The sequence below is a fragment of the Tissierella sp. QWL-11 genome, assembly GCF_058683765.1.
On the sequence record NZ_CM178750.1, the window covers coordinates 2,591,499 to 2,613,311 of the forward strand.

Annotated in this window: 25 protein-coding genes and 1 riboswitch; of the genes, 1 reads left to right on the top strand and 24 read right to left on the bottom strand. The window is 31.5% G+C overall.

The genetic code is table 11. The annotated features are described in order from the left end of the window. Window positions 1–8: 8 nt before the first annotated feature. The 11 genes from AC4PG3_RS12785 to nuoE form a co-directional block, all read right to left on the bottom strand. Window positions 9–623 carry an ABC transporter ATP-binding protein gene (locus AC4PG3_RS12785; protein WP_492197010.1) on the bottom strand — a complete coding sequence of 205 codons (615 nt, stop codon included), beginning with the start codon at window positions 621–623 and terminating at the stop codon, window positions 9–11. 1 nt (window position 624) lies between these two features. Further along, window positions 625–1,314 (bottom strand): ABC transporter permease, encoded by a 690-nt coding sequence (locus AC4PG3_RS12790; RefSeq protein ID WP_492197011.1) that lies wholly within the window; start codon window positions 1,312–1,314, stop codon window positions 625–627. A gap of 54 nt (window positions 1,315–1,368) precedes the next feature. Further along, window positions 1,369–2,274, bottom strand: a complete 906-nt coding sequence (locus AC4PG3_RS12795) for an ABC transporter substrate-binding protein (RefSeq protein WP_492198235.1) — start codon at window positions 2,272–2,274, stop codon at window positions 1,369–1,371. A gap of 94 nt (window positions 2,275–2,368) precedes the next feature. Continuing rightward, window positions 2,369–2,486, bottom strand: a riboswitch (molybdenum cofactor riboswitch). Beyond that, a complete protein-coding gene (fdhD, locus tag AC4PG3_RS12800) occupies window positions 2,461–3,240 on the bottom strand; it encodes a formate dehydrogenase accessory sulfurtransferase FdhD (RefSeq protein ID WP_492197012.1) in 780 nt (259 codons plus the stop codon). (Overlaps the previous riboswitch by 26 nt.) A gap of 1 nt (window position 3,241) precedes the next feature. Then, window positions 3,242–3,844 carry a molybdenum cofactor guanylyltransferase gene (mobA, locus tag AC4PG3_RS12805; RefSeq protein ID WP_492197013.1) on the bottom strand — a complete coding sequence of 201 codons (603 nt, stop codon included), beginning with the start codon at window positions 3,842–3,844 and terminating at the stop codon, window positions 3,242–3,244. A gap of 8 nt (window positions 3,845–3,852) precedes the next feature. Next, window positions 3,853–4,344, bottom strand: coding sequence for a MogA/MoaB family molybdenum cofactor biosynthesis protein (locus AC4PG3_RS12810; protein ID WP_492197014.1), 492 nt, complete (start codon window positions 4,342–4,344; stop codon window positions 3,853–3,855). A 1-nt stretch (window position 4,345) separates the two neighbouring features. Continuing rightward, a complete protein-coding gene (locus AC4PG3_RS12815; protein ID WP_492197015.1) occupies window positions 4,346–4,840 on the bottom strand; it encodes a ferritin-like domain-containing protein in 495 nt (164 codons plus the stop codon). Between the two features lie 14 nt (window positions 4,841–4,854). Further along, entirely contained in the window at window positions 4,855–7,524 is a 2,670-nt protein-coding gene (gene fdhF, locus AC4PG3_RS12820) for a formate dehydrogenase subunit alpha (protein WP_492197016.1), read from the bottom strand. A gap of 24 nt (window positions 7,525–7,548) precedes the next feature. Further along, a complete protein-coding gene (locus AC4PG3_RS12825) occupies window positions 7,549–8,478 on the bottom strand; it encodes an NADH-quinone oxidoreductase subunit G (protein ID WP_492197017.1) in 930 nt (309 codons plus the stop codon). Window positions 8,479–8,491: 13 nt separating this feature from the next. Continuing rightward, window positions 8,492–10,066, bottom strand: coding sequence for an NADH-ubiquinone oxidoreductase-F iron-sulfur binding region domain-containing protein (locus tag AC4PG3_RS12830; RefSeq protein WP_492198236.1), 1,575 nt, complete (start codon window positions 10,064–10,066; stop codon window positions 8,492–8,494). Window positions 10,067–10,081: 15 nt separating this feature from the next. After that, the gene (gene nuoE, locus AC4PG3_RS12835) at window positions 10,082–10,567 is read right to left on the bottom strand and encodes an NADH-quinone oxidoreductase subunit NuoE (protein ID WP_492197018.1); all 486 of its coding nucleotides are present in this window, start codon (window positions 10,565–10,567) and stop codon (window positions 10,082–10,084) included. Between the two features lie 165 nt (window positions 10,568–10,732). Between nuoE and AC4PG3_RS12840 the strand changes: the two genes are divergently transcribed. Next, window positions 10,733–10,999 carry a DUF1294 domain-containing protein gene (locus AC4PG3_RS12840; protein WP_492197019.1) on the top strand — a complete coding sequence of 89 codons (267 nt, stop codon included), beginning with the start codon at window positions 10,733–10,735 and terminating at the stop codon, window positions 10,997–10,999. On the opposite strand, the gene AC4PG3_RS12845 is transcribed toward AC4PG3_RS12840, so the two are convergent. From AC4PG3_RS12845 to fliR, 13 genes are read right to left on the bottom strand one after another with little or no spacing between them, the layout of a single operon-like run. Then, window positions 10,980–11,690, bottom strand: a complete 711-nt coding sequence (locus tag AC4PG3_RS12845; RefSeq protein ID WP_492197020.1) for a gamma-glutamyl-gamma-aminobutyrate hydrolase family protein — start codon at window positions 11,688–11,690, stop codon at window positions 10,980–10,982. The genes AC4PG3_RS12840 and AC4PG3_RS12845 overlap by 20 nt on opposite strands. 11 nt (window positions 11,691–11,701) lie before the next feature. Continuing rightward, complete coding sequence (locus AC4PG3_RS12850) at window positions 11,702–12,490, bottom strand: alpha/beta hydrolase family protein (protein WP_492197021.1); 789 nt, start codon at window positions 12,488–12,490, stop codon at window positions 11,702–11,704. 30 nt (window positions 12,491–12,520) lie between these two features. Then, window positions 12,521–13,180 carry a uracil-DNA glycosylase gene (locus tag AC4PG3_RS12855; RefSeq protein ID WP_492197022.1) on the bottom strand — a complete coding sequence of 220 codons (660 nt, stop codon included), beginning with the start codon at window positions 13,178–13,180 and terminating at the stop codon, window positions 12,521–12,523. Window positions 13,181–13,193: 13 nt separating this feature from the next. Next, complete coding sequence (locus AC4PG3_RS12860; protein WP_492197023.1) at window positions 13,194–13,913, bottom strand: flagellar hook-basal body protein; 720 nt, start codon at window positions 13,911–13,913, stop codon at window positions 13,194–13,196. Window positions 13,914–13,917: 4 nt separating this feature from the next. Beyond that, window positions 13,918–14,070 carry a hypothetical protein gene (locus AC4PG3_RS12865; protein ID WP_492197024.1) on the bottom strand — a complete coding sequence of 51 codons (153 nt, stop codon included), beginning with the start codon at window positions 14,068–14,070 and terminating at the stop codon, window positions 13,918–13,920. A 20-nt stretch (window positions 14,071–14,090) separates the two neighbouring features. Continuing rightward, window positions 14,091–14,597 (bottom strand): hypothetical protein, encoded by a 507-nt coding sequence (locus AC4PG3_RS12870; RefSeq protein ID WP_492197025.1) that lies wholly within the window; start codon window positions 14,595–14,597, stop codon window positions 14,091–14,093. After that, window positions 14,598–15,308, bottom strand: coding sequence for a sigma-70 family RNA polymerase sigma factor (locus AC4PG3_RS12875; protein WP_492197026.1), 711 nt, complete (start codon window positions 15,306–15,308; stop codon window positions 14,598–14,600). It abuts the gene before it with no gap. 12 nt (window positions 15,309–15,320) lie between these two features. Further along, window positions 15,321–15,989 (bottom strand): flagellar brake protein, encoded by a 669-nt coding sequence (locus AC4PG3_RS12880; RefSeq protein WP_492197027.1) that lies wholly within the window; start codon window positions 15,987–15,989, stop codon window positions 15,321–15,323. A gap of 4 nt (window positions 15,990–15,993) precedes the next feature. Further along, a complete protein-coding gene (locus AC4PG3_RS12885; protein WP_492197028.1) occupies window positions 15,994–16,851 on the bottom strand; it encodes a MinD/ParA family protein in 858 nt (285 codons plus the stop codon). Next, window positions 16,844–17,869, bottom strand: coding sequence for a flagellar biosynthesis protein FlhF (locus AC4PG3_RS12890; RefSeq protein WP_492197029.1), 1,026 nt, complete (start codon window positions 17,867–17,869; stop codon window positions 16,844–16,846). Before AC4PG3_RS12890 ends, AC4PG3_RS12885 begins: the two co-directional genes overlap by 8 nt. Then, complete coding sequence (gene flhA, locus AC4PG3_RS12895; protein WP_492197030.1) at window positions 17,866–19,944, bottom strand: flagellar biosynthesis protein FlhA; 2,079 nt, start codon at window positions 19,942–19,944, stop codon at window positions 17,866–17,868. The genes AC4PG3_RS12890 and flhA overlap by 4 nt, the downstream gene beginning before the upstream one ends. 17 nt (window positions 19,945–19,961) lie before the next feature. Next, window positions 19,962–21,026: a flagellar biosynthesis protein FlhB gene (gene flhB / locus AC4PG3_RS12900; RefSeq protein WP_492197031.1), complete on the bottom strand. Its 1,065-nt coding sequence runs from the start codon at window positions 21,024–21,026 to the stop codon at window positions 19,962–19,964. 19 nt (window positions 21,027–21,045) lie between these two features. Further along, the gene (gene fliR / locus AC4PG3_RS12905) at window positions 21,046–21,807 is read right to left on the bottom strand and encodes a flagellar biosynthetic protein FliR (RefSeq protein ID WP_492197032.1); all 762 of its coding nucleotides are present in this window, start codon (window positions 21,805–21,807) and stop codon (window positions 21,046–21,048) included. Window positions 21,808–21,813 lie beyond the last annotated feature (6 nt).

Below are 21,813 nucleotides of genomic sequence, written 5' to 3' on the forward strand. Positions count from 1 at the left end.
CAACCCCTCTACTCCAATTCTATAAAATTCTCAGCTAGTCTCTTCGATTGTTCCATATTGTGAGTTACTATTATTATAGTTGCTTTAGTTTCCCTATAAAAACTTAAAATCTCTCTCTCCATTATCTTGATGGATTTTTCATCTATATTTGAAGTTGGTTCATCTAATAACAAAATCTTTGGATTAAATATTAAACTTCTAGCTAAAGCTACCTTCTGAGACTCTCCACCTGATAATTTGTGTGCTAGTTTATCTTTTAAATCTTCAATTTCAAATCTATCTAATATATCATAGACTAAATCTTTTCTCTTAGACTTTTCTAATCCCCTTATTTTTAAGGGATACTCTATATTCTCATAGACACTTCTTTTAAATAAATATGGTGTTTGAAATACAAGGCTTATATCCTTTCTTATATCTTTATTTATCTTAAAATTATTATACCTTACTTCACCAGCATAATCTGGGTCTAAACCTGCAATTATCTTCAAAAGTGTAGTTTTCCCCACTCCATTTGCTCCAGTTATACCTGTTATCTTTCCATTTTCTAAGGTGAGATTTTCTATATCTAATATTAATTTTTCATCAAAAAGTTTTTTTAATTTATGTATTTTGACTTCCACTCTATCTCTCCTTACTATAAGAATATATCAAACTGTGAATTATAAATGACATAAGAAGTAGTACTAATCCTAGGGCTATAGCCATTGGATAATCTCCCATTGAGTTCATCATAGATATGGTAGTTGTTATAACTCTAGTATGGCCTTTAATGTTTCCCCCTACTATCATAACTGCACCAACTTCAGAAATAGCCCGTGAAAATCCTGTTGCAATATTTACCATTATGTCTACTTTTAATTCTCTCATTATTAAAATTATTATTTGAAAAGTATTTGCTCCTAAAGTAATCCCTGTATTTTGAATTTTTTCTTTTCTATTATTTACTAATCCATATGTAAGTCCAAATATCATAGGGAAAACTAAAAGACTTTGTGCTATTATCATGGCTTTTTTAGTATATAAAAGATCTAGGTAACCTATAGGGCCTCTCCTTGAGAGTAATATTGCTACTACTAGACCCACAACCACTGTAGGAATGCTCATCATAGTATATGTAATTCTGCTAAATAGGCCTTTTCCAAAAAAACTTTTTATTCCAAAGTATACACCAAGGGGAATGGAAAAAAAAGCTGCAATAAATGTGGCAGATAGAGATACTACAAAAGACAAGGATACTATATCTAATATATCTTTATCTAAGTTTATTAATAATCCTACAGCTTCTTTAAAACCTTCTAATATGTAATCCATTCTTACACCTCATATTTTAAAATTTGGGCCCTTAAGGACCCAAATTTTAAGTATTTATTTTGCATTTGGAATAAATAGAGCTTGTCCATACTCTTCTACTCCAAATTCCTCTATAAGCCCTTGAGCTGTTTCATCTGTTAACCAATTTATAAATTCCATAGCACCTTCATTGTTTATATTTTCATTTTTCTCTGGATTAACTGGAATTACACCATATTGATTAAATAAATTTTCATCACCTTCAACATATATCTCTAAGTCTAAGTCCTCTTTCATACTAAGATAAGTAGCCCTATCTGTAAGAGTATATGCTTGTTTTTCATTGGCGATTTGTAATACATCTCCCATGCCTGCTCCTGCTTCTATATACCAATCTCCTACAGGTTCTATTTCAGCAACTTCCCAAATGCTAAGCTCCTTTTTATGTGTACCAGAATCATCTCCACGAGATATAAACGCCCCTTGATTTTCACTTAAATCTAATAGGGACTTAGCTATATCATCAGACTTTTCTAATTTCCAATCTTGATCTTCAACTGGTCCTACTAATACGAAGTCATTATACATTACTTCTAATCTTTCTGTTCCATGACCTTCAGCTACAAATTCTTCTTCTGAAGCTTTAGCATGAACTAAAAGTGCATCTGCTTCTCCATCCATACCCATCTGTAGTGCCTTGCCTGTACCTACTGAAACTACCTTTACATCTATACCAGTATCCTTTGTAAATTCTGGAAGTAAATAGTCAAGTAATCCACTATTTTCAGTACTTGTTGTAGTTGCAAGTATTATGGAAGACTTTTCAGAGCTATCCTCTGTTCCTTCTTCATTCTCATTTGTTTCCTGTCCTTGCTCTACATTCTCTTCTCCATTTGCTTCTTCTACATCTGTCTTGCTTGTGCATCCAACTATTGAAAATACTAATACTAAACTCAATAGTAGAGCTAAAATTCTTTTCATGTTCTTCACTTTTTTACACTCTCCTTATTTCATTTATATTATATAAAAAAAGACAAGCTAAAATAGGGAAACCAAATCCCAGGTTCCCAGAAAGCTTGTCCTTAATTATCTTCCTTTCCAAACACGGGAGGCATAGGGATTTCTCCCTATACCCATCGGCTTATAATCCATAGATTAACCTTAGGATTATAAGCTCGGAAAACTTCCATTATATATATTTAGTTTTTCTCCTCTGACAAATCCAATTAAATTGATATTTAACTCTTTAGCTATATCTATAGCTAAGCTAGTAGGAGCAGATCTAGAAACTACAGTAGTTATATCTCTTTTGGCTATTTTTAAAAGTATTTCTGAAGATATTCTACCACTTGTAAATACCACCTTATCCTTAAGTTCTATATCCTTATCTAAAGCTATGCCTAACACCTTGTCTAGGGCATTGTGCCTTCCTATATCTTCTTCAAATATAATCATTTTAGAATCTTTATATAAGGCACAACTGTGAACTCCACCTGTTTTAAAGAATAATTCAGATCTTTTATTGAAGTCTTTCATAGACTCTTTTATAATTTGTATATCTATTTCCAGAGGATTTTTTATACTTTGAGATTTAAAACTATCTATTACATTATAAAAAACTGTACCTTTTCCACATCCTGATGTTATAGTTCGTTTCCCATGAAATTTTTCATTAAAATCATATCTATTATTTAGATCTACATGGACTGTTCCTATTTTTTCATCTATATATATGTTTTTTACATCAGTTTTTTTTCTAATAAATCCCTCAGAGTACAAAAATCCTAAGGTAAGACCTCTCAAGGCCTTAGGAGTACATAGTAAAGTTAAGATCTCCCTTTCATCTATAAATATGGTAAATGGATACTCTACAACTACTAGATCTTCTTCCATACTTTTTTCTTCTCTATTTATCCTCAATATATTATAGGCCTTAGAACTGTCCATATCAGCTACTCAACTCTTTTTCTATAAGTGCAAGATAATCATCTAAGTCTTTTTTGGTATTTAAATTTAGAAACATATTCCAATTTGGACTAAATGACCTGGCACTTTCCTCATCTACATAGTTCATATTGAGTTTTTCCAATAGATTATAAATGGATTTTCTTCCCGTTAAGAGATATTCTTCTATATGACTTACTATATTTTTAGAATAAAAAGATGAAAATGGCTCTATCCAATCTCCATATCTAGTAGTGCAACCATGTTCTCCAATATGAGATTTCATATATTTTATATAATCCATATTTATATTGGGCATATCACATGCAATTATCATAGAATATTTGCTTTTTGCTATGGACAATCCTGCATGAATTCCCCCTAAGGGTCCCATATCTTTTAATATATCACAGGTTATTTTATAATTTAAACCTGTATATTCTAGGGGCTTATTTGTAACTACTATTACTTCATCAAATTCATCCTTTAATTTGTGAATTATATTTTCCATTACTCTCTTTTTATTTATAGTTAGAAACTGCTTATCAAAGCCCATCCTAGAGCTCTTTCCCCCTGCCAATATTATGGCTGTTCCAAAGTCTTTCATACTATCACCTATTTTCTAGCACAGTCTTTTTTACTTCCAAGTAATATTTCTAAGCCATGATGTATACTGTCCATTATATAGTCTAAAGATTCCTCTACAGCCTTAGGACTTCCTGGTAGATTTATTATAAGTGTATCTCCTCTTATTCCAGATACTCCCCTAGAGAGCATAGCTCTAGGAGTTATACTTAGGCTGAAACACCTAATAGCTTCACTGATGCCATTTGCCATCCTTTGGCAGATTTCTATAGTTGCCTCTGGAGTTATGTCTCTCTTAGAGAACCCAGTTCCTCCTGTAGTAAGGATTAAATCCAAGTTTAGATCATCGCACATATAAATTAACTCATTTTTTATCATTTCTTTTTCATCTGGAAGTATAATCTTTTTTCCCACCTTATATCCTCTTGATTCTAAAATTTCTCTTATAAGTTCCCCAGATTTATCCTCTCGTTCTCCTATATAACCCTTGTCACTACAAGTGATTATACCAGCTTGAAACATTTTAACCACCCCAAGGAAGATTCATATATTCCTTCATCCTTCTGTCATATTCATGTTTAAATAGTTTTTCATGTCCTTCTTCCCATTTTGCAAGTTTTTCAAATACTTTCTTTGCCCCTTCATCCTCTGCATTTTCCATTGCATTGGTATAGTATTCTTTAAAATCTTTTTCAATCAAATACGCCATACGAAGTATTGTAATATCCGGAATATCTGATTGTTCTAAAGTATACTTTATCTTTTCAGAATCTTCCCTGTCCTTAAATATATCCTCTTCTCTATTTAAAGCTTCTTCACTTAAATCAAATTTATTTGAATCAAGATAATTGTCCAATTGATTTTTTAAATATCTATAGTGTTCCATCTCAGTTTCTGCCAAGTTTGAGAATAATTTTTTTGTAGTAGGATTACTAAATTTCTCAGCATTTTCTTTAAAAAATTCTGAACCTCTCAACTCCATTCCCATAGCATATCTTAAAATTTGTTCATAGTTCATTTTACAACCTCCCTTTATGCTTTCTCAATCCTTACTGCCGCCACCTTTAATTCAGGTATCTTTGCCATTGGGTCTAATACAGTATTTGTAAGGTAGTTGGCAGCTCCCTTAGAAAAGTGAAATGGCATAAATAGTACATTTTCATCTACTATATTTGTTATCCTTGCAGATGTTATGATTTCTCCTCTTCTTGAAGTTAGCTTTACATCTTCACCATCACCTATTCTTAATTTCTTAGCAGTAACTTCATTTATCTCTACATATGACTTAGGTGCCAATTTATTTAATCCTTCTACTCTACCTGTCATAGTTCTCGTATGATAATGGTATAGAATCCTTCCAGTTGTAAATATAAATGGATATTGACTATCAGGCAGCTCAGCACTCTCAATATATTCAGCTGGCATGAATAGACCTCTACCTCTTGCTATTGCTTCTTTATGAAGATATTTTGTACCTGGATGATCTTCATTTAAACATGGCCATTGAAGAGTTTCTCTTTCAAGTCTATTGTAGCTTACTCCACCATATTGAGGTGTTACCCTAGCTATTTCATCCATGATTTTCCCTGGATTTAAATATTTTTTCTCATATCCTAATTCATTCATAACCTCCATTAGGATTTTCCAATCCGGCTTAGAGTTTCCTATAGGATTTATTGCCTTTCTTACCCTTTGGATTCTTCTTTCTGTGTTTGTAAATGTTCCATCTTTTTCCGCAAAGGATGCTGCCGGTAGAATTACATCTGCATATTGACTAGTTTCAGTCATAAAGATATCTTGAACTACTAAAAAGTCTACATTTTCTAAGGATTTTTTTACATGATTTATATCTGGATCAGATACCATAGGGTTTTCACCCATAATATACATAAATCTAATCTTTCCATCTATTGCCCCTGACATCATCTCTGGAATAGTAAGGCCAACTTCCTTTGACAGTGGTCTGTCCCAAGCTTTTTCAAACTTTTCATTTATTTCATCTTTAAATACTTTTTGATACCCTGGTAAATCTGCAGGTAGTCCTCCCATATCACAGGCTCCCTGGACATTATTCTGTCCCCTTAGAGGATTTACTCCAGTAAATTCTTTACCTACATTTCCACACATAAGGGCTAAATTAGATACACTCATTACTCCTTTGGTTCCTGTAGCATGTTGAGTAATACCCATAGCATAGTAAATACCAGCACTATTCGCCTCTCCATATAAGGTAGCTGCCTTTATAATATCCTTAGGCTCTACTCCACATATCTCTCCTACTCTCTCTGGAGTATAGTCTTCTACAAGCCTTAAAAGCTCTTCAAAGTTTTCCGTTCTTTCCTCTATATATTCTTTATCATAAAGTTCCTTTTTAACTATTACATGCATCATTCCATTTAATAGGGCTATATTAGTCCCTGGCTTTATCTTTAAAAATACATCTGCATCATTAGCCAAAGGAATCTCTCTAGGATCTGCTACTATAAGCTTACTTCCATTGGCCTTTGCCTGTCTCATCATAGCTCCTATCACTGGATGATTCTCTGTAGTATTTGAGCCTATTACAAATATGGCATCTGTTCCAAGCACTTCACCTATGGTGTTTGTCATTGCTCCACTTCCCAATGTAGTTGCAAGACCTGCAACTGTAGAGGAATGTCACAATCTAGCACAATGGTCCACATTGTTGGTGCCTATTACTGCCCTAAACAGTTTTTGAAACAGATAGTTTTCCTCATTTGTACATCTAGCAGAGGTAAGTCCTGCAAATGAATCTGCTCCACTTTCTTCCTTTATCCTATTTGCATTTTCTCTTATCTCTCTATAGGCTTCTTCCCAGGTAGCTTCTACAAATTCTCCATTTCTTTTTATAAGTGGGGTTTGTAGTCTATCATCATGGGAAATGAATTTATATCCAAATTTACCCTTAACACACAAAAGCCCTTTATTTGGACCCTCAGCTGCTGGGTCTACTCCTACGACTTTATTATCTTTTACTATTAAATCTAGCTGGCAACCTACTCCACAGTATGAGCAAGTAGTTCTAACTTTTTTTGTATCCCAATGTCTAAATTTCTCCTTGGACTTAGGAGTCAAAGCTCCTACTGGACAAACCGATACACAGTTTCCACAGGATACACAAGTTGAATTTATAAGTCCTTTATCAAAGGGAGTAGAAACCATAGTGTCAAAACCTCTATCTTCAAATCCTATGGCATGAGTGCATTGTAGTTCATCACAAACCCTGACACATAATCCACACAATATACATTTATTTGGATCATAATTGTAGAAGTGATTTGAGCTATCTACTTCTTTTTTTCTCATGTCTCCTTTGTAAGTTCCATCTATTAAGTCATATTCATAAGCATAATCTTGTAACTTGCATCTTCCTGACTTTTCACAATTTAAACAGTCCATAGGATGATTTGATAAGAGTAAATCCAATACATCTCTTCTAGCATTTCTTACTTTTTCACTATTTGTATAGATAACCATATTATCTTTTAATCTAGTACTACAAGAAGTTTGAAGATTCTTTTTCCCTTCTATTTCTACTAAACACATTCTACATGCAGAATGAGGAGTAAGTCTATCATCATAACAAAGTGTAGGGATCTCTATGTCTAAAGTCTTACAAAATTCTAAAATAGAAGTATCCTTTTTGACTTCATACTCTTTATTATCTATTTTAACTTTCAAAAAATCACCTCCTGAGCTGATTTACTATTCATTTAAAGCATCCAGCTTCTCTAAAATCTCCTCTAAACTAAGTGCCTTAGCCCAAGTAGTTTCTTCAAATTTACCATCTACTTTTCTATAGGGTTTATCTGGATTATCTAAGTTTATAAACTCTGTAGTAAGTCTTCCTTTTAAGCAAAGTGGTCTTCCATTTGCAGCTGGTAAGGCTCTTACTGCTACATTTTTATTTTTCTTCTTTAGTACTTCAAAATCACATCCATATTGACAAGACTTACACTTTACAACTTGAGTTTCCCCTTCCCAAGCTCTCATCTTACCCATAAGCCTTTTATCTATTAAGGCTCCTACTGGGCATACAGTTACACATCTATTACAGGATACACAAGATGAAGTCTCTAGAGTCTGATCTGCATCTAAGGCTATTTTTGTATTGTATCCTCTATCTGCAAAGCTCAATACTTGTCTTTCATTTATCTCATAGCAAGTTCTAACACATTTTCCGCACAATATACATTTACTATCATCCTTTAAGATATAAGGACTAGATGTGTCTATCAATCTAGGTCTCATAGCCCCATCATGTTCTCTAAACTTTACATCATATTTATAGGCATATTTTTGAAGTAGACATTCTCCTGCTTTATCACAAGTCAAACAATCATTTGGATGACTATCTAATAAGAGTCTTAAAATTTCTCTTCTAATAGACTTTAATCTTTCTGTTTCAGTATGAACTACCATACCATCTCTTAGCTTTGTAGAGCAAGAAGTCTTTAACGTATTGCTCCCCTCTATTTCAACTACACAAAGTCTACAAGCAGATACTATTTCTAAATTCTCATCATAACATAGAGCTGGTATTTCTATACCTATAGTTTCTGCTGCTTGTAAAATCGTAAGGTCCTTATCTACATTTATTTTTTTACCATCTATAGTAATTTCAACAGTATTCATGGATTCCACCTCCTTAAGCCTTTATAATTGCGTCAACTGGACAAGTCTCTTGACACGCTCCACATTTTATACATATATTATGATCTATTTCATGAACTTCTTTTACTTTTCCACTTATACAATTTACTGGACAAATCTTTGCACATTTAGTACATCCAATACATTTATCTGTAATATAATATTCTAATAAGTCTACACAACTACCTGCAGGACATTTCTTATCATTTATATGAGCTTCATATTCTTCCTTAAAGTATCTTAGTGTGCTCACTACTGGATTTGCAGCAGTTTGTCCTAGTCCACAAAGAGATGCAGAAGTGATAGTATCAGAAAGCCTTTCAAGTCTATCTATATCTTCTAATTCTCCTTTTCCACTAGTTATCTTTTCAAGAACCTCAAACATCCTCTTGGTTCCCTCTCTACATGGTACACATTTACCACAGGATTCTTCTACTGTGAAGTCTAAGAAGAACTTAGCTATATCTACCATACAATCATCTTCGTCCATTACAACCATACCACCTGAACCCATTATGGAACCTATACTTGATAGTGATTCAAAGTCCACAGGTGTTGAAAAAAGTCTTTCAGGTATACATCCACCAGAAGGTCCACCTGTTTGGATTGACTTTATCTTTTTACCATTTGGTATTCCACCACCTAGGTCATCTATTATCTCTTGTATAGGTGTGCCCATAGGTACCTCTATAAGTCCAGCATTATTTATTTTTCCAACTAATGCAAATACCTTGGTCCCAGGAGCTTTTTCAGTTCCAATACTAGTAAACCATTCTGCTCCCCTTTGAAATATCACAGGAACATTTGCAAAGGTTTCTACATTGTTTATTATGGTAGGTTTTTGCCATAATCCCTTATGAGCTGTTCTATATATCTTTGTTCTTGGCATGCCTCTTTTACCCTCTATAGATTCTATAAGGGCAGTTCCCTCTCCACATACAAAGGCTCCTGCACCAAGTCTTAATTCTATATCAAAATTAAAATCATGACCAAATATATTTTTCCCTAAAACTCCATACTCCTTAGCTTGAGCTATGGCAACTTTTAGTGTCTTTACCGCCTTAGGATATTCTGCCCTTACATATATAAATCCTTTATCTGAACCTATGGCATATCCTGCTATTGCCATAGCCTCCAGTACTGCATGAGGGTCCTTTTCAAGTATACTTCTATCCATAAACGCACCTGGATCTCCCTCATCCGCATTACAAATTATATATTTTTCATCAGAATTATATTTAAGTGCAGTTTCCCATTTTCTACCAGTTGGGAATCCTGCTCCACCTCTACCACGAAGGTTTGACTTCTTCATCACATTTATTACATCTTCTTGATTCATAGACTCTAATATTTCTCCTAAAGCAAAATATCCATCCATTGCTATGTATTCTTCTATATTATTTGGATCGATAATTCCACAGTTTTTAAGGGCAATTCTAGTTTGCTTTTCATAGATGTCTCCCCTAAGTTTTATCTCATCCTTTTCTATTATAAAATCCTTCTCATTTAATCTGGATTCTAATTTTTCCCTAGCTACTTTTTTTATTTCCCTTAACTTTTCCATAGTCATCATACATATCCCCTCCTATCTATATTTATCTATCATTGGTTTTATATCTGCTTTTGTTAAGTTTGGATATATATCTTCATTTATCATAACTACAGGAGCTAAACTACAATCTCCAAGACATCTAGCTTCTACAATTGAAAACTTTAAATCGGGAGTAGTTTGTCCATGTTTTATTCCAAGCTCTTTTTCTATTTCTTCTAAAATGCCCTGAGCTCCCTTTACATAACAAGCAGTCCCCAAACATACATTGATCTTGTACTCTCCAACTGGTACAAATGTGAATTGAGAATAAAATGTAGCCACTCCATAGATTTCTGATAAGGGTACATTTAATCTTCTTGAAACTAATTGCAAAACTTCCATTGGAAGATAGCCAAAACTCTCTTGGGCAAATTGGAGTACTGGCATCAATGCTCCTTTTTTATCCTTGTTTTCATCAATATGTATCTCAAGTTCTTCCAATTTTTCTTTGTTCTTCTTTTTATCAAAGACAATTTCCATACTACACACCCCTCTTTTTAAATTACATGCTACCTTATATGATAATACATTTTCAAGGCTTTTTCAATTATTGTGAATATTTATACAATGATTTTTTATTGAGTAAATGAAGATTTTATTATAATATTAAATAGAGAAATAATAAAAAAGAAAGAAGGTGTTTATTTGAGATATTTTTTAGTATATATTTTAATAATAAATTTATGGAGCTTTTACCTCTTTGGTGCAGACAAAAAAAGATCCAGATACGGTAAGTGGCGTATATCTGAATCTACTTTACTATTTAGTTCAATCCTAGGTGGGTCTATAGGAGGCATAATTGGTATGAAATTTTTTAGACATAAGACCAAGAAATGGAAATTTAAAATTCTTATGCCTTTAATTTTACTAATCCATATTTACATACTTTATTTTACATACAATATGAAATAAAATATTCAAATATCTTCAAAAATTCTTTGTGTCTATATATCATTGCTTCTGGATGAAACTGTAGAGCTAAGACAAAATTACTATTTTTTATAGACTCTATCCCTTCTACTATACCTTCTTGTGAAAAACAATTAATTCTTAAGTCTTTCCCTAGAGCTTTTATACTTTGATGATGATTAGAATTTACATTTATATTTTTGACTCCAAAGATATCATATAATACAGTATCATCTATTATATCTATGCTGTGATATCCTTCTGCTATATCATAGGTAGATATATGACCTAAGGCAAAGGGAAGTTGAGCATGAATATCTTGATATAAACTTCCTCCTAAAGCCACATTTATAACTTGCAATCCCCTACATATACCGAGAATAGGCATTTTTCTTTTATAGGCTCTTTGAAATAATGACATTTCCATTTTATCTCTATCATATGAGATATCTACAACTTCTCTAATAGGGTTTTCATTATATAAAAGTGGAGATATATCTGCTCCACCTGTAAACAAAATTCCATTTATCATATCTAGATATTTTTCTATGACCTCTTCTTCCTCTACTATAGGTATCACTAAAGGAATAGCTCCTGCTTTTAATATTGCCTCTATATAAGTAGACTTTACTCTATTAAACTTCTTTCTTCCGTCATAAGAGTATTCACTAGTGATTCCAATAATTGGTTTCATAAAATCATCTCCTATAAAAACTTTTTAAACCATATTGATGTATCCTCCATCATATTTGTCGTTACAAAATGGCCTAAGTTATTATATACTATTAAATCTATTATACTTTTGTCACTATATGATTTCCTAGCCTCTTCATAAAATAGTTTTTGGCTTTCCATTGGAACTACATTATCTGCACCACCATTTATCATAAGCAATGGTCTATCCTTTATCTTATCTAAGTGATTTATAGGGTCTAATGTAGAGATATTACTTTCTATTTTAAGAACTTCTTCCTTTAAAACTTCAGGATTATCTATATTGTCCATGAAGTTTTCTACTAATAATTTATTGCAGTGATTCCAATTTGCAGATCCATTTAATATTACTCCAGTTTTAATTTTTCTATTATGAGTAAATATACCAGTTGAAATAAATCCTCCCATAGAATGTCCTGTAACTCCTATTCTAGCTTTATCCATATTAAGATTGTCTATGGCATAGTTTATTATTTTTTCCGACTCTTCTATCGACTGTAATACTGTTGTCCAAAAAAAGTCTTTCATATTAGATAAATCCGTATAATCAACTGGATTTCTCTCTCCATGATTTACACTATCCGGAATAAGTACTTGGAAACCTAAATTACTTAAGATATATCCCCTCATCCTTTGAAACTCCTTAGAGGAACTCCATCCATGATAAAGTATTATAGTTGGAAATTTTTCAAGTTCTATCTTTGGCTTTAATCTAATAACTGGGATAGAGTCTATATATATCTTAGTTTCTTCTATAAATGGTGAATTAATAGTTACCATATTATCCATCTCCTATATATTTTCTATTTGCTAATCTATAGGTTCTTTATCTATTGACCTTAAAAAATCATTTGTCTTTGAAAATGGCTTTGAACCAAAAAATCCTCTACTTGCAGATAAAGGACTAGGATGTACAGATTTTATAATATAATGTCTATGATTTGTAATTAATTTCTCCTTGGACTTAGCATTATTTCCCCAAAGTATAAATACTACTGGATCTTTTCTCTCATTTAAAATACTAATTATCCTATCTGTAAATATCTCCCAACCTATTTTCTTATGTGAATTCGCCTGTGCCGCTCTAACTGTAAGAGAAGTGTTTAATAAAAGCACACCTTGTCTAGCCCATTTTTCTAGATACCCATTATTTGGTATATATAATCCTAAATCATCCTTTAATTCCTTATATATATTTCTAAGTGAAGGTGGAACTCTAACCCCCTTCTTTACAGAAAAAGCCAAACCATGAGACTGATTTGGTCCATGATATGGGTCCTGCCCCAATATTACAACCTTTACATCTTTATAACTAGTGAAGTGCAGAGCATTAAATATATCATATTTCTCAGGATATATAGTCTGATTTTTATATTCTTCAATTAAAAATCCTCTTAATTTAAGATAGTATTCCTTTTCCATTTCCGTTTCTAATAATCCTTGCCAATCATTTTTAAATATTTTCTTCATAATTTATCCTCCCCTATACTTTCCCTATTTCATTTACAGCCTTAGAAAGGGTTTCATCTACAGTGTGCATTATTCTTTGATTCGCCTGAAACTCTCTTAGGGTTTCTATCATATTTATCATTTCATCTCCCAAATTCACATTTGACATCTCTAAAAAACCTTGATTTATATTGCCCTGAATTATATTGTAGTTTTCACCTATAAATATATTATCTCCAATATAATTTAAGTCTTCATAATTGTCAAAATCTGCTATTAAAAGTTCTATATTTTCATCATCATTTAAAATATTTATTTGAGTATTATTGCCATTTTCATCTAAACCTATGACTGGGTTTCCATCCATTGTAACTAAAAGATTATTGCTGTCTTTCCTAAAATTTCCATTTCTTGTAAATCCTAAGGTCCCATCATTTAATAAGACTGTGAAAAATCCTCTCTCTCCTAGAGCAAAGTCTAAATCTCTACCAGTTTCTTTAAGGCTTCCTTGGTTCGTATTTCTATATATATTGTCTATATCATTTCTAAGGTTTAGACTTCCAAGCTCTTGTCGTCTGTTTCCATCTTTACCTCCACTAAAATTCACAAATTCTCTATCTTCGGCAGTTGTTTGCACTATATCTTGAAATTTATAACCAGATGTATTTGAATTTGCAATATTGCTAGCAGTATTTTGTTGTCTATATTGTAATAAATTCATACTTGCATTTATAGTATTTATAGATCTTAACAATAGATTACTCCTCCCTTTCTAAATCCCCTACTTTTAACTCCTCAGGATATACCATTCCCATTTGTCTTGCCTTTGTCTCTATATCAAATTTTAATTTTGACTTATAACTTATATTCATCAAAATAGCTGAAATAAGGATCCCCACTCCCAATGCCATAAGGGTTTGTCCATTTATCTTTAAGATTTTTTGTACAATTTTTTTAATAATAAGATCTCCCCCTTTTTCATATTCATAAGTTCAGATATTTCATCTATGTTCTTACCTTCTTTTTCATACTCAGACATTAACTTAAGCTTATCATGTAATGAAACTTCTTCTCTTTCAATTTGAGTTTCTTCATATATATTTTGAAAATCCTCTTCTTTCATATGTGTTTGTTTATCTTCAACAGCTTCACTAGAAAAATCTTTTATAATTTCTTCATGGACTTCTTCACTAACTTCTTCTATAGAGTCTTCTATTTCTATAACTTGCTCATTCATAAATTCTGAAACTTGTTCTATTTTTGAGGTTTCTTCTAGTTTTTTTTCTAATTCTCTTATCTTTTCCTCCATCTTATCTAATTCATCTTTGTTTCTTACCTTAGACATTTTTTCAAATATTTTATCAATGATTCCTTCTCTATCTATATATATACCTGTGAAAATCAATATAAGGGATGTAAAAAGTAGTATATAAAACATTTATAATTCCTCCATAAAATCTCTTAGTTTTAATAAAATTTTCCCATGAATTTGTGACACTCTTGGTATGGAAATATCTAGTATATAAGATATTTCTTTTAATGTTAGGCTTTCTACATAATATAATTTTAATATGGTTTTTTCCCTTTTCCCTAACTTATCTATAGCTTTTATAAGAGATTGTCTTTTTTCTTCCTTAATAAGCTCTTCTTCAGGAGTAATACTACTTTTATCTTCTAAAACATCTAAAAGACTCCCCTCCTCATCACTTCCAGTAAATAATATACTGTCTAGGCTAACACTGGATAAATAGTGAACTGTCTCGTGTAGTTTGGATAATTCATGTTCATCTATTTCTAATCTTTTACATATTTCAAATTCCAGTGGAGTTCTCTTAAGCTCATTTTCAAGCTCTTCTTTTGCTCTGTAGTATGCATTTAATTTATCTATTTTATTTCTGGAAACAGGCCCTGCCTTTCTGAGCTCATCAATAATGGTTCCCCTAATCCTAAGGCTTGCATAGGCTTCAAAGGGCACCTTCTTTTTAGGATCATATTTTGATAGTGCATCTATTAGTCCTATTACTCCTATGTTTACAAGATCGTCTTCTTCATACTGGCTATTTTTAGAGTTCATCTTCCCTACAATTTTTTTAACTAAGGGTAAATATTCAATTATCAATTCATTTTGATCTTTTTCCTTGTACAGCATAGAATCCCTCATTTATTTAATCATCTTTTTCCTCATCATTAAAAATATATATCTTATAATCTTTTCTCTTTCTTTTTCTGATATATCTTTAAATTTCATACCATAAATATATATTGTCTTATTTGAGACTACTTTTATCTCTTTATGTAATATGACTGCCTTTGAAACAAAAGCATCTTTTCCTAATTTAAATGATAAGAGCAATGTGCTTCCTTTGGGTAAATTGTCATGACAACTAAATTTCACACCACCTGCGCTTATATCTGACATGATTCCCCCATTTAAATATCTTTCAGCTTTGTCTAATATTTCATCTTTTTTATTTTTTTCATATGCCTTTAATAAAAACTTATTTGATGTATGAAGTATTTCTATGGATATAGGGATTCTAACATCTTGTCTTCTCTGTATCTTTTGAAAATCTCTTGCATTTGTTATTACATAGGCAGGCATACCTTTATATATTCTATCTATGATTTCTCCATAAAATCCAACAGTATTTCTTTTATCATAGGAAATACAATTTACTTCTTCTCCTATTCGCAGAAGTTTAAATTCTCTATCATCTGGGGGTATGGTTACTATTATCTTATCCTCAACTATATCGTGAACTATCCCCTGTGTCTTTTTTTGCTCCTTATTTATTATCTCTATTTTACTATTCAATTTTAAATTTTCCATATTATCACCCAAAGAATCTTATTAGTCTATTTCCCAATTGCTTTAAACTTGATACTTCCTTCTTGAAAGTTTTATCTTCTATTATGTTTTTAGATATATCTTTTATATTTTGACTTGCTAGGGAGTTAGGATATAAAAGAACCAAAGGAACTTGCTCCATAACTGATCTATTTACCCTTATATCATTAAATATAAATCCTATATTTTCAATATCTAAGCTTAAAAATTGTTTTGAAGTAACTAGTAATTTATTATATGCGTTTTTCCCTTGATTCATATCTTGCACTTGATTTATAACTACTTTTACTCTTTCTTTTAAATTATAAGTTGAAATTACCTTTAATACCCTATATGCATCCATCAAAGCTGTAGGTTCTGGTGTTGTAACTAGTATAATCTCATGTGCAAATGTGGAAAATGTCAAAGTATGTTTACTTATACCTGCACCATTATCTATAATTATAATATCATATTTTTCAAGCTGTTCTAAAGATGCTAAAATCTCTTTTTGCTTGTCACAATCAAATTCTTCCATTAAAAACAGATCAGAACCTCCAGATATAATGTCTACTCCCTCTGGACCTTTAGCTATAATTTCTTCTAAAGTAGACTTACCCTCTAATAGCTCACATAAATTTAAAGGTGTATCTACTCCAAGGATTATATTAGCATTTGTCATTCCAATATCTGCATCTATTATGAGAACTTTCTTTCCCCTTTGTTGAAGCTTTATGCCTAAATTTATAGAAAAATTAGTTTTTCCAACTCCACCTTTACCGCTTACCACAGAATAGACTTTTATAGAATGTTTTTTTTTATTTTCATTTATTATACTTCTCAATCTATCTGCTTGATCAATCATATTTATAGATCTCCTTACTATAAGACATAAGATTTTCTAAGTTTGCTCTTTTGATATCCTCTGGTACCTCCTGACCATGGCAAAAGTATTCTACTGGATAAGCATTATTTTCCATGATATTCCAAAAGTTTTCATAGCTTGTTATTTCATCAAATTTAGTTAGAATAAGCCCATCATAATTTAACTTTTTATATTTATCTAATATGGATATCATAGTTTTTCCATCTGTGGATATACTTAGGACTAAATATGTATTTGCATTGTCTTGAACACTTTTTATATATTCTCTTATGTCATTTAGCTTATCATTATTTCTTTGACTTGTTCCTAGAGTATCTATTAAAATTACATCGCAATAAGACAATCTACTTACTGCTTCTTCCATGTCTTCTGGTTTATTTACTACCTCAAAGGGAAGTGCCAATATGTCTGCATATGTCTTAATCTGTTCTACTGCACCTATTTTGTATGTGTCTATAGTGATAATTCCTATTTTTTTGTTGTTTTCTAAATGCTCTTTGGCAGCAAGCTTTGCAATTGTAGTAGTTTTTCCGACACCAGTAGGTCCAACCAATATATTTAATTTCTTAGGCCTAAGTTTTTTCTTAAATGGATTTTCCTTAAACCCTATTTCTATAAATTCCCTTATGTTTTGTAAAGATAATTTATCTTCTTCTATTCCCTTTAAAACACAATAGTTGCTAAGCTTGTCCTTTACTTCATTACTAGCTCCTTCTAATATTTGATTCTTAAATTTAAAGCTTAAATTATTTTTAGCTATATCTACATGTTTTTTATCCTTTACCTGTCTGTTAATTTCCTCATTTAGTGGGTCTTCTTTCTTTTTATTACTCTCCAAAGCCATTGTAACTTCTAATTTTTTCTTTTTAAATGGATTATACCACTTACCTTCTTTTATATATCTTTGGCTTAGTATCATTGCATCAGAGCCTAGCTCATACTTTGCCCGAGTAACAGCTTGCTTCATATCATCTACAATATATTTTTTTATGATCATATACTTTCCACCATCCCTAGGGATTCAATATTTACATCATTAGGTACTTCATTTAAAGATAAAACATCTAAATTTGGAAATGTAAAGGCTGTCAAGTTCTTAAATGCAACTCTTACCTTTGGCGATGCAAGTATTACAGTTTCTACACCTATATTTAATAGGCTATTATTTATACTCTGTATATTGTCAAATATCTTGGTTATCATATTAGGTTGCAAAATAGGAATACTTCCTGAAGAAGACTTTTGCATATTCTTTGCAATTAATTCTTCTAAATCCGGATGTAGAGTCACAACTGAAAGATTTCCGTTTTCATCCAGATGTCTTTTAACAATGGTTCTCTTTAATCCCTGTCTTACATATTCTGTAAGTAATTCTATATCCTTTGTCATAACTCCATAGTCAGCAAGGGTTTCTAGTATAGTCACCATATCATTTATAGGTACTCTCTCTTTTAATAAGTTTTGAAGCACCTTCTGAACTTCTCCAAGACTCATTATTTCTGGTATAAGCTCATCTACTACAACATTATATCTTTCTTTTAGAGACTCAAGTAGAGTTCTTACTTCTTGTCTACCAAGTAATTCATGGCTATTTCCCTTTATTATTTCTTTGAGATGAGTTACCAAAACCGTCACAGGTTCTACTATTGTATATCCATACATATCTGCTTTATCTTTGTCAGACTCTTCTATCCAAAGTGCATCTAGTCCAAAAGCAGGCTCTTTAGTCTGTATACCTGCTATATGGTTTTCTTCTTCTCCTGGCTCTATAGCTAGGTACTTATTTAAATATATTTCTCCACTACTTATCTTATTTCCTTTTATCTTAATTAGATACTCATTTGGTCCTAACTGTAGATTATCTCTAATGCGTATAGGATTAATTATAATCCCTAGTTCCTTTGCAAGTTGTCTTCTAATTGAAACTATATGATTTATTAGATTGTTTTCATCATTTGCATCAGTTATAGATATAAGTCCGTATCCTATTTCTAGTGATATAGGGTCTACTTGAAAACTTATTATATCATCTTCAGGATTTTGATGTACATTTTTCTCTTCTACTAAAGCTTCTTCTCTATTAATCTTAATTTTCTCCTCTTCTCTTTCATTTTCAAGAAGTAAATAACCTATACTACCCAAGATTAAGGATACTATAAGAAATGGAAAAGTAGGAAATGCAGGTATCAAAGCTATAATAAAAAGTACTACAGCTGCTATAAGTGTAACTTCTGAAAATCCTAGAAGTTCCTTTCCCACAGATTTACCAAAGCTGGAACCATTATCTGATCTAGTTACTAATATAGCAGAAGCTACAGATATCAATAAAGATGGCACTTGACTTACTAATCCATCTCCTATAGTTAGCTTCCCAAATTTATCTAATGCAGCCATAACACCCATATCAGTCTGGATGGAAAATATCAAAATACCACCTAATAAGTTTATAATTGTAATTATAATTCCTGCTATAGCATCTCCCTTTACAAATTTACTGGCACCATCCATAGCACCATAAAAATCAGCCTGTCTTTGTAAGTCTAGTCTTCTTTTTTTGGCTGTCTGTTCGTCTATTATTCCTGAATTTAAATCTGCATCTATAGCCATCTGTTTACCTGGCATAGCATCTAATGTAAATCTAGCAGATACTTCAGACACTCTACTAGCACCACTGGTAACTACTACCATTTGCACTACTACTATGATTATAAATATAATTCCACCTACAATATAATTGTTTTTAGTAACAAAATTTGCAAAGGCATCTATAATATATCCTGCTTCTCCTTCACTTAATATAAGCCTAGTTGAAGATATATTAAGGGCAAGTCTAAACATAGTAGTTACTAATAGCAATGTAGGAAATGTTGAAAATTCTAATACATCCCTAGTAAATAAGGTGAGCAAGAGTATGCTAATTCCCAAGGTAATATTTAAGACAAACAGGAAGTCTAAAACCATACTATTTATAGGAATGACTATTATTCCTATAATTGCTATAATTGCAAATGCTATAAAAACTTCTGAATACTTTTTAAATGGTTTTAAGGTGTTTCTCAAAACTTCTAGCATAGAATTTCCTCCTTCTCTTAAATTTTACCTCTATTTTTTCTCTCAATTTCCTTAACCATAACCAAAATTTCTGCTATGGCCTTATATAATTCTACAGGCACATATTCGCCTATCTCTACCTTTTTATATATAGTTCTTGCTAAGGGCTTGTTTTCAATAATAGTGATTTTATTCTCCTTAGCCACTTCTTTTATCTTTTGTGCTAAGTGATCTACTCCTTTAGCCCTTACAATTGGCGCCATATCTTTATCTTTATCATATCTTAAGGCTATAGCTATATGAGTAGGGTTTGTAATTATTACATCTGAATCAGGTATATCCTGCATCATTCTACCCATTGCAATTTCCCTTTGCCTTCTATGTCTTGCCTGTTTTATTTCAGGGCTTCCTTCCATCTCTTTATATTCATCTTTAATTTCTTGCTTTGACATTTTAAGATTTTTCTTGTACTCTTTTCTTTGAAATATATAATCTACTAATGCAATGCCTAACATAACTATGGCTATATTAAAACTTAGATTCTTTAAAAGCTCTAGAAAAAAATTAAATAACTTTCTAGTTCCTATATTTCCACTATTAATTATCGAATTTATGGAAGTAGATAGATTTTTATAAGTCATAAAAAATACTAAACCTAATTTCAAAAGATTCTTAACTAAAGTAAAAAGTGATTTAGTTGAAAAAATATTTTTAAAACCTTCTATAGGATTTAACTTTTTAAAATCTGGCTTCAAAGGATGGGTAGTAAATAAAAATCCTGTTTGAAGTAAATTGACCACAATTCCCATTACTACTGCTATAGCTCCAAATGGCAATAATAATATTCCATATTGGACTATACTGTCTATAAACAGCTTTTTACTAAAAAATATATCTTTATATCTATTTACATCTAAGGAAGTTTTTAAATAAGTAAAAGTATTGTTGAATACATAGGTTCCTAGCACCCCTATTAACAAGGTAAATGCAAAAAAAGATATGGCAGCATTCAAGTCTGCACTCTTAGCCACTTGTCCCTTTTTCTTAGCATCCCTAAGTCGTTTGGGGGTAGCATCTTCTGTCTTGTTTTCCTTATCTGCCATCTTAATCCCCCCTAGATATCTAAATAGATCCTAACATCTCATAAAAACTCCTCATATATTCTGGACCTATTGATATAATACTAGCCATAGAATCCATTAACCAAGATATGATAATAAGTATAAATAAAAAGCTAATCATAGCCTTCATAGGCATACCAAGCATCAACACATTTATCTGAGGTACACTCTTTGATATAATTCCTAGAACCATATCCACCATAAGCACAACTATTATCATAGGTACTGCTAGATTTACTGCCAACTCAAAGACCATCGAAAATAATTTTAAAATACTTTCAGTTCCAAAACTAGTAAAATCCCAAGTTTCTAATGGGATGTATTCAAAGGAATTTATGATACTTGCTATAAATCTATGGTGAAAATCAAATATAAAAAACACACATATAGATAACCAATAATACATTCTACCATAGTTTGAAGCTCTAATTCCCGTATTCGGGTCATAAATTGTACCCATTGAAAATCCTGATTGGAAATCCACCAACTGACCTGCCATTTCTATAGCTGAAAATATTAGTTTTGTAATAAATCCAAGTGCAAGTCCTACCAAGGTTTCTTTAATGCTTAATATAAAAAATATAATATAATTATCTGCTACTACAAATTCCCCTATAGTCATATATACCATCACTGAAAGACTAATGGAGAGAGCTACTTTAAATATATTTGGAAGTCCTTTAAAGGAAAATCCAGGACATACTACTATAAATGAAGTAATCCTTAAAAATATAAGGATTAACTTTTGTAATTGTATTATCATACTTAT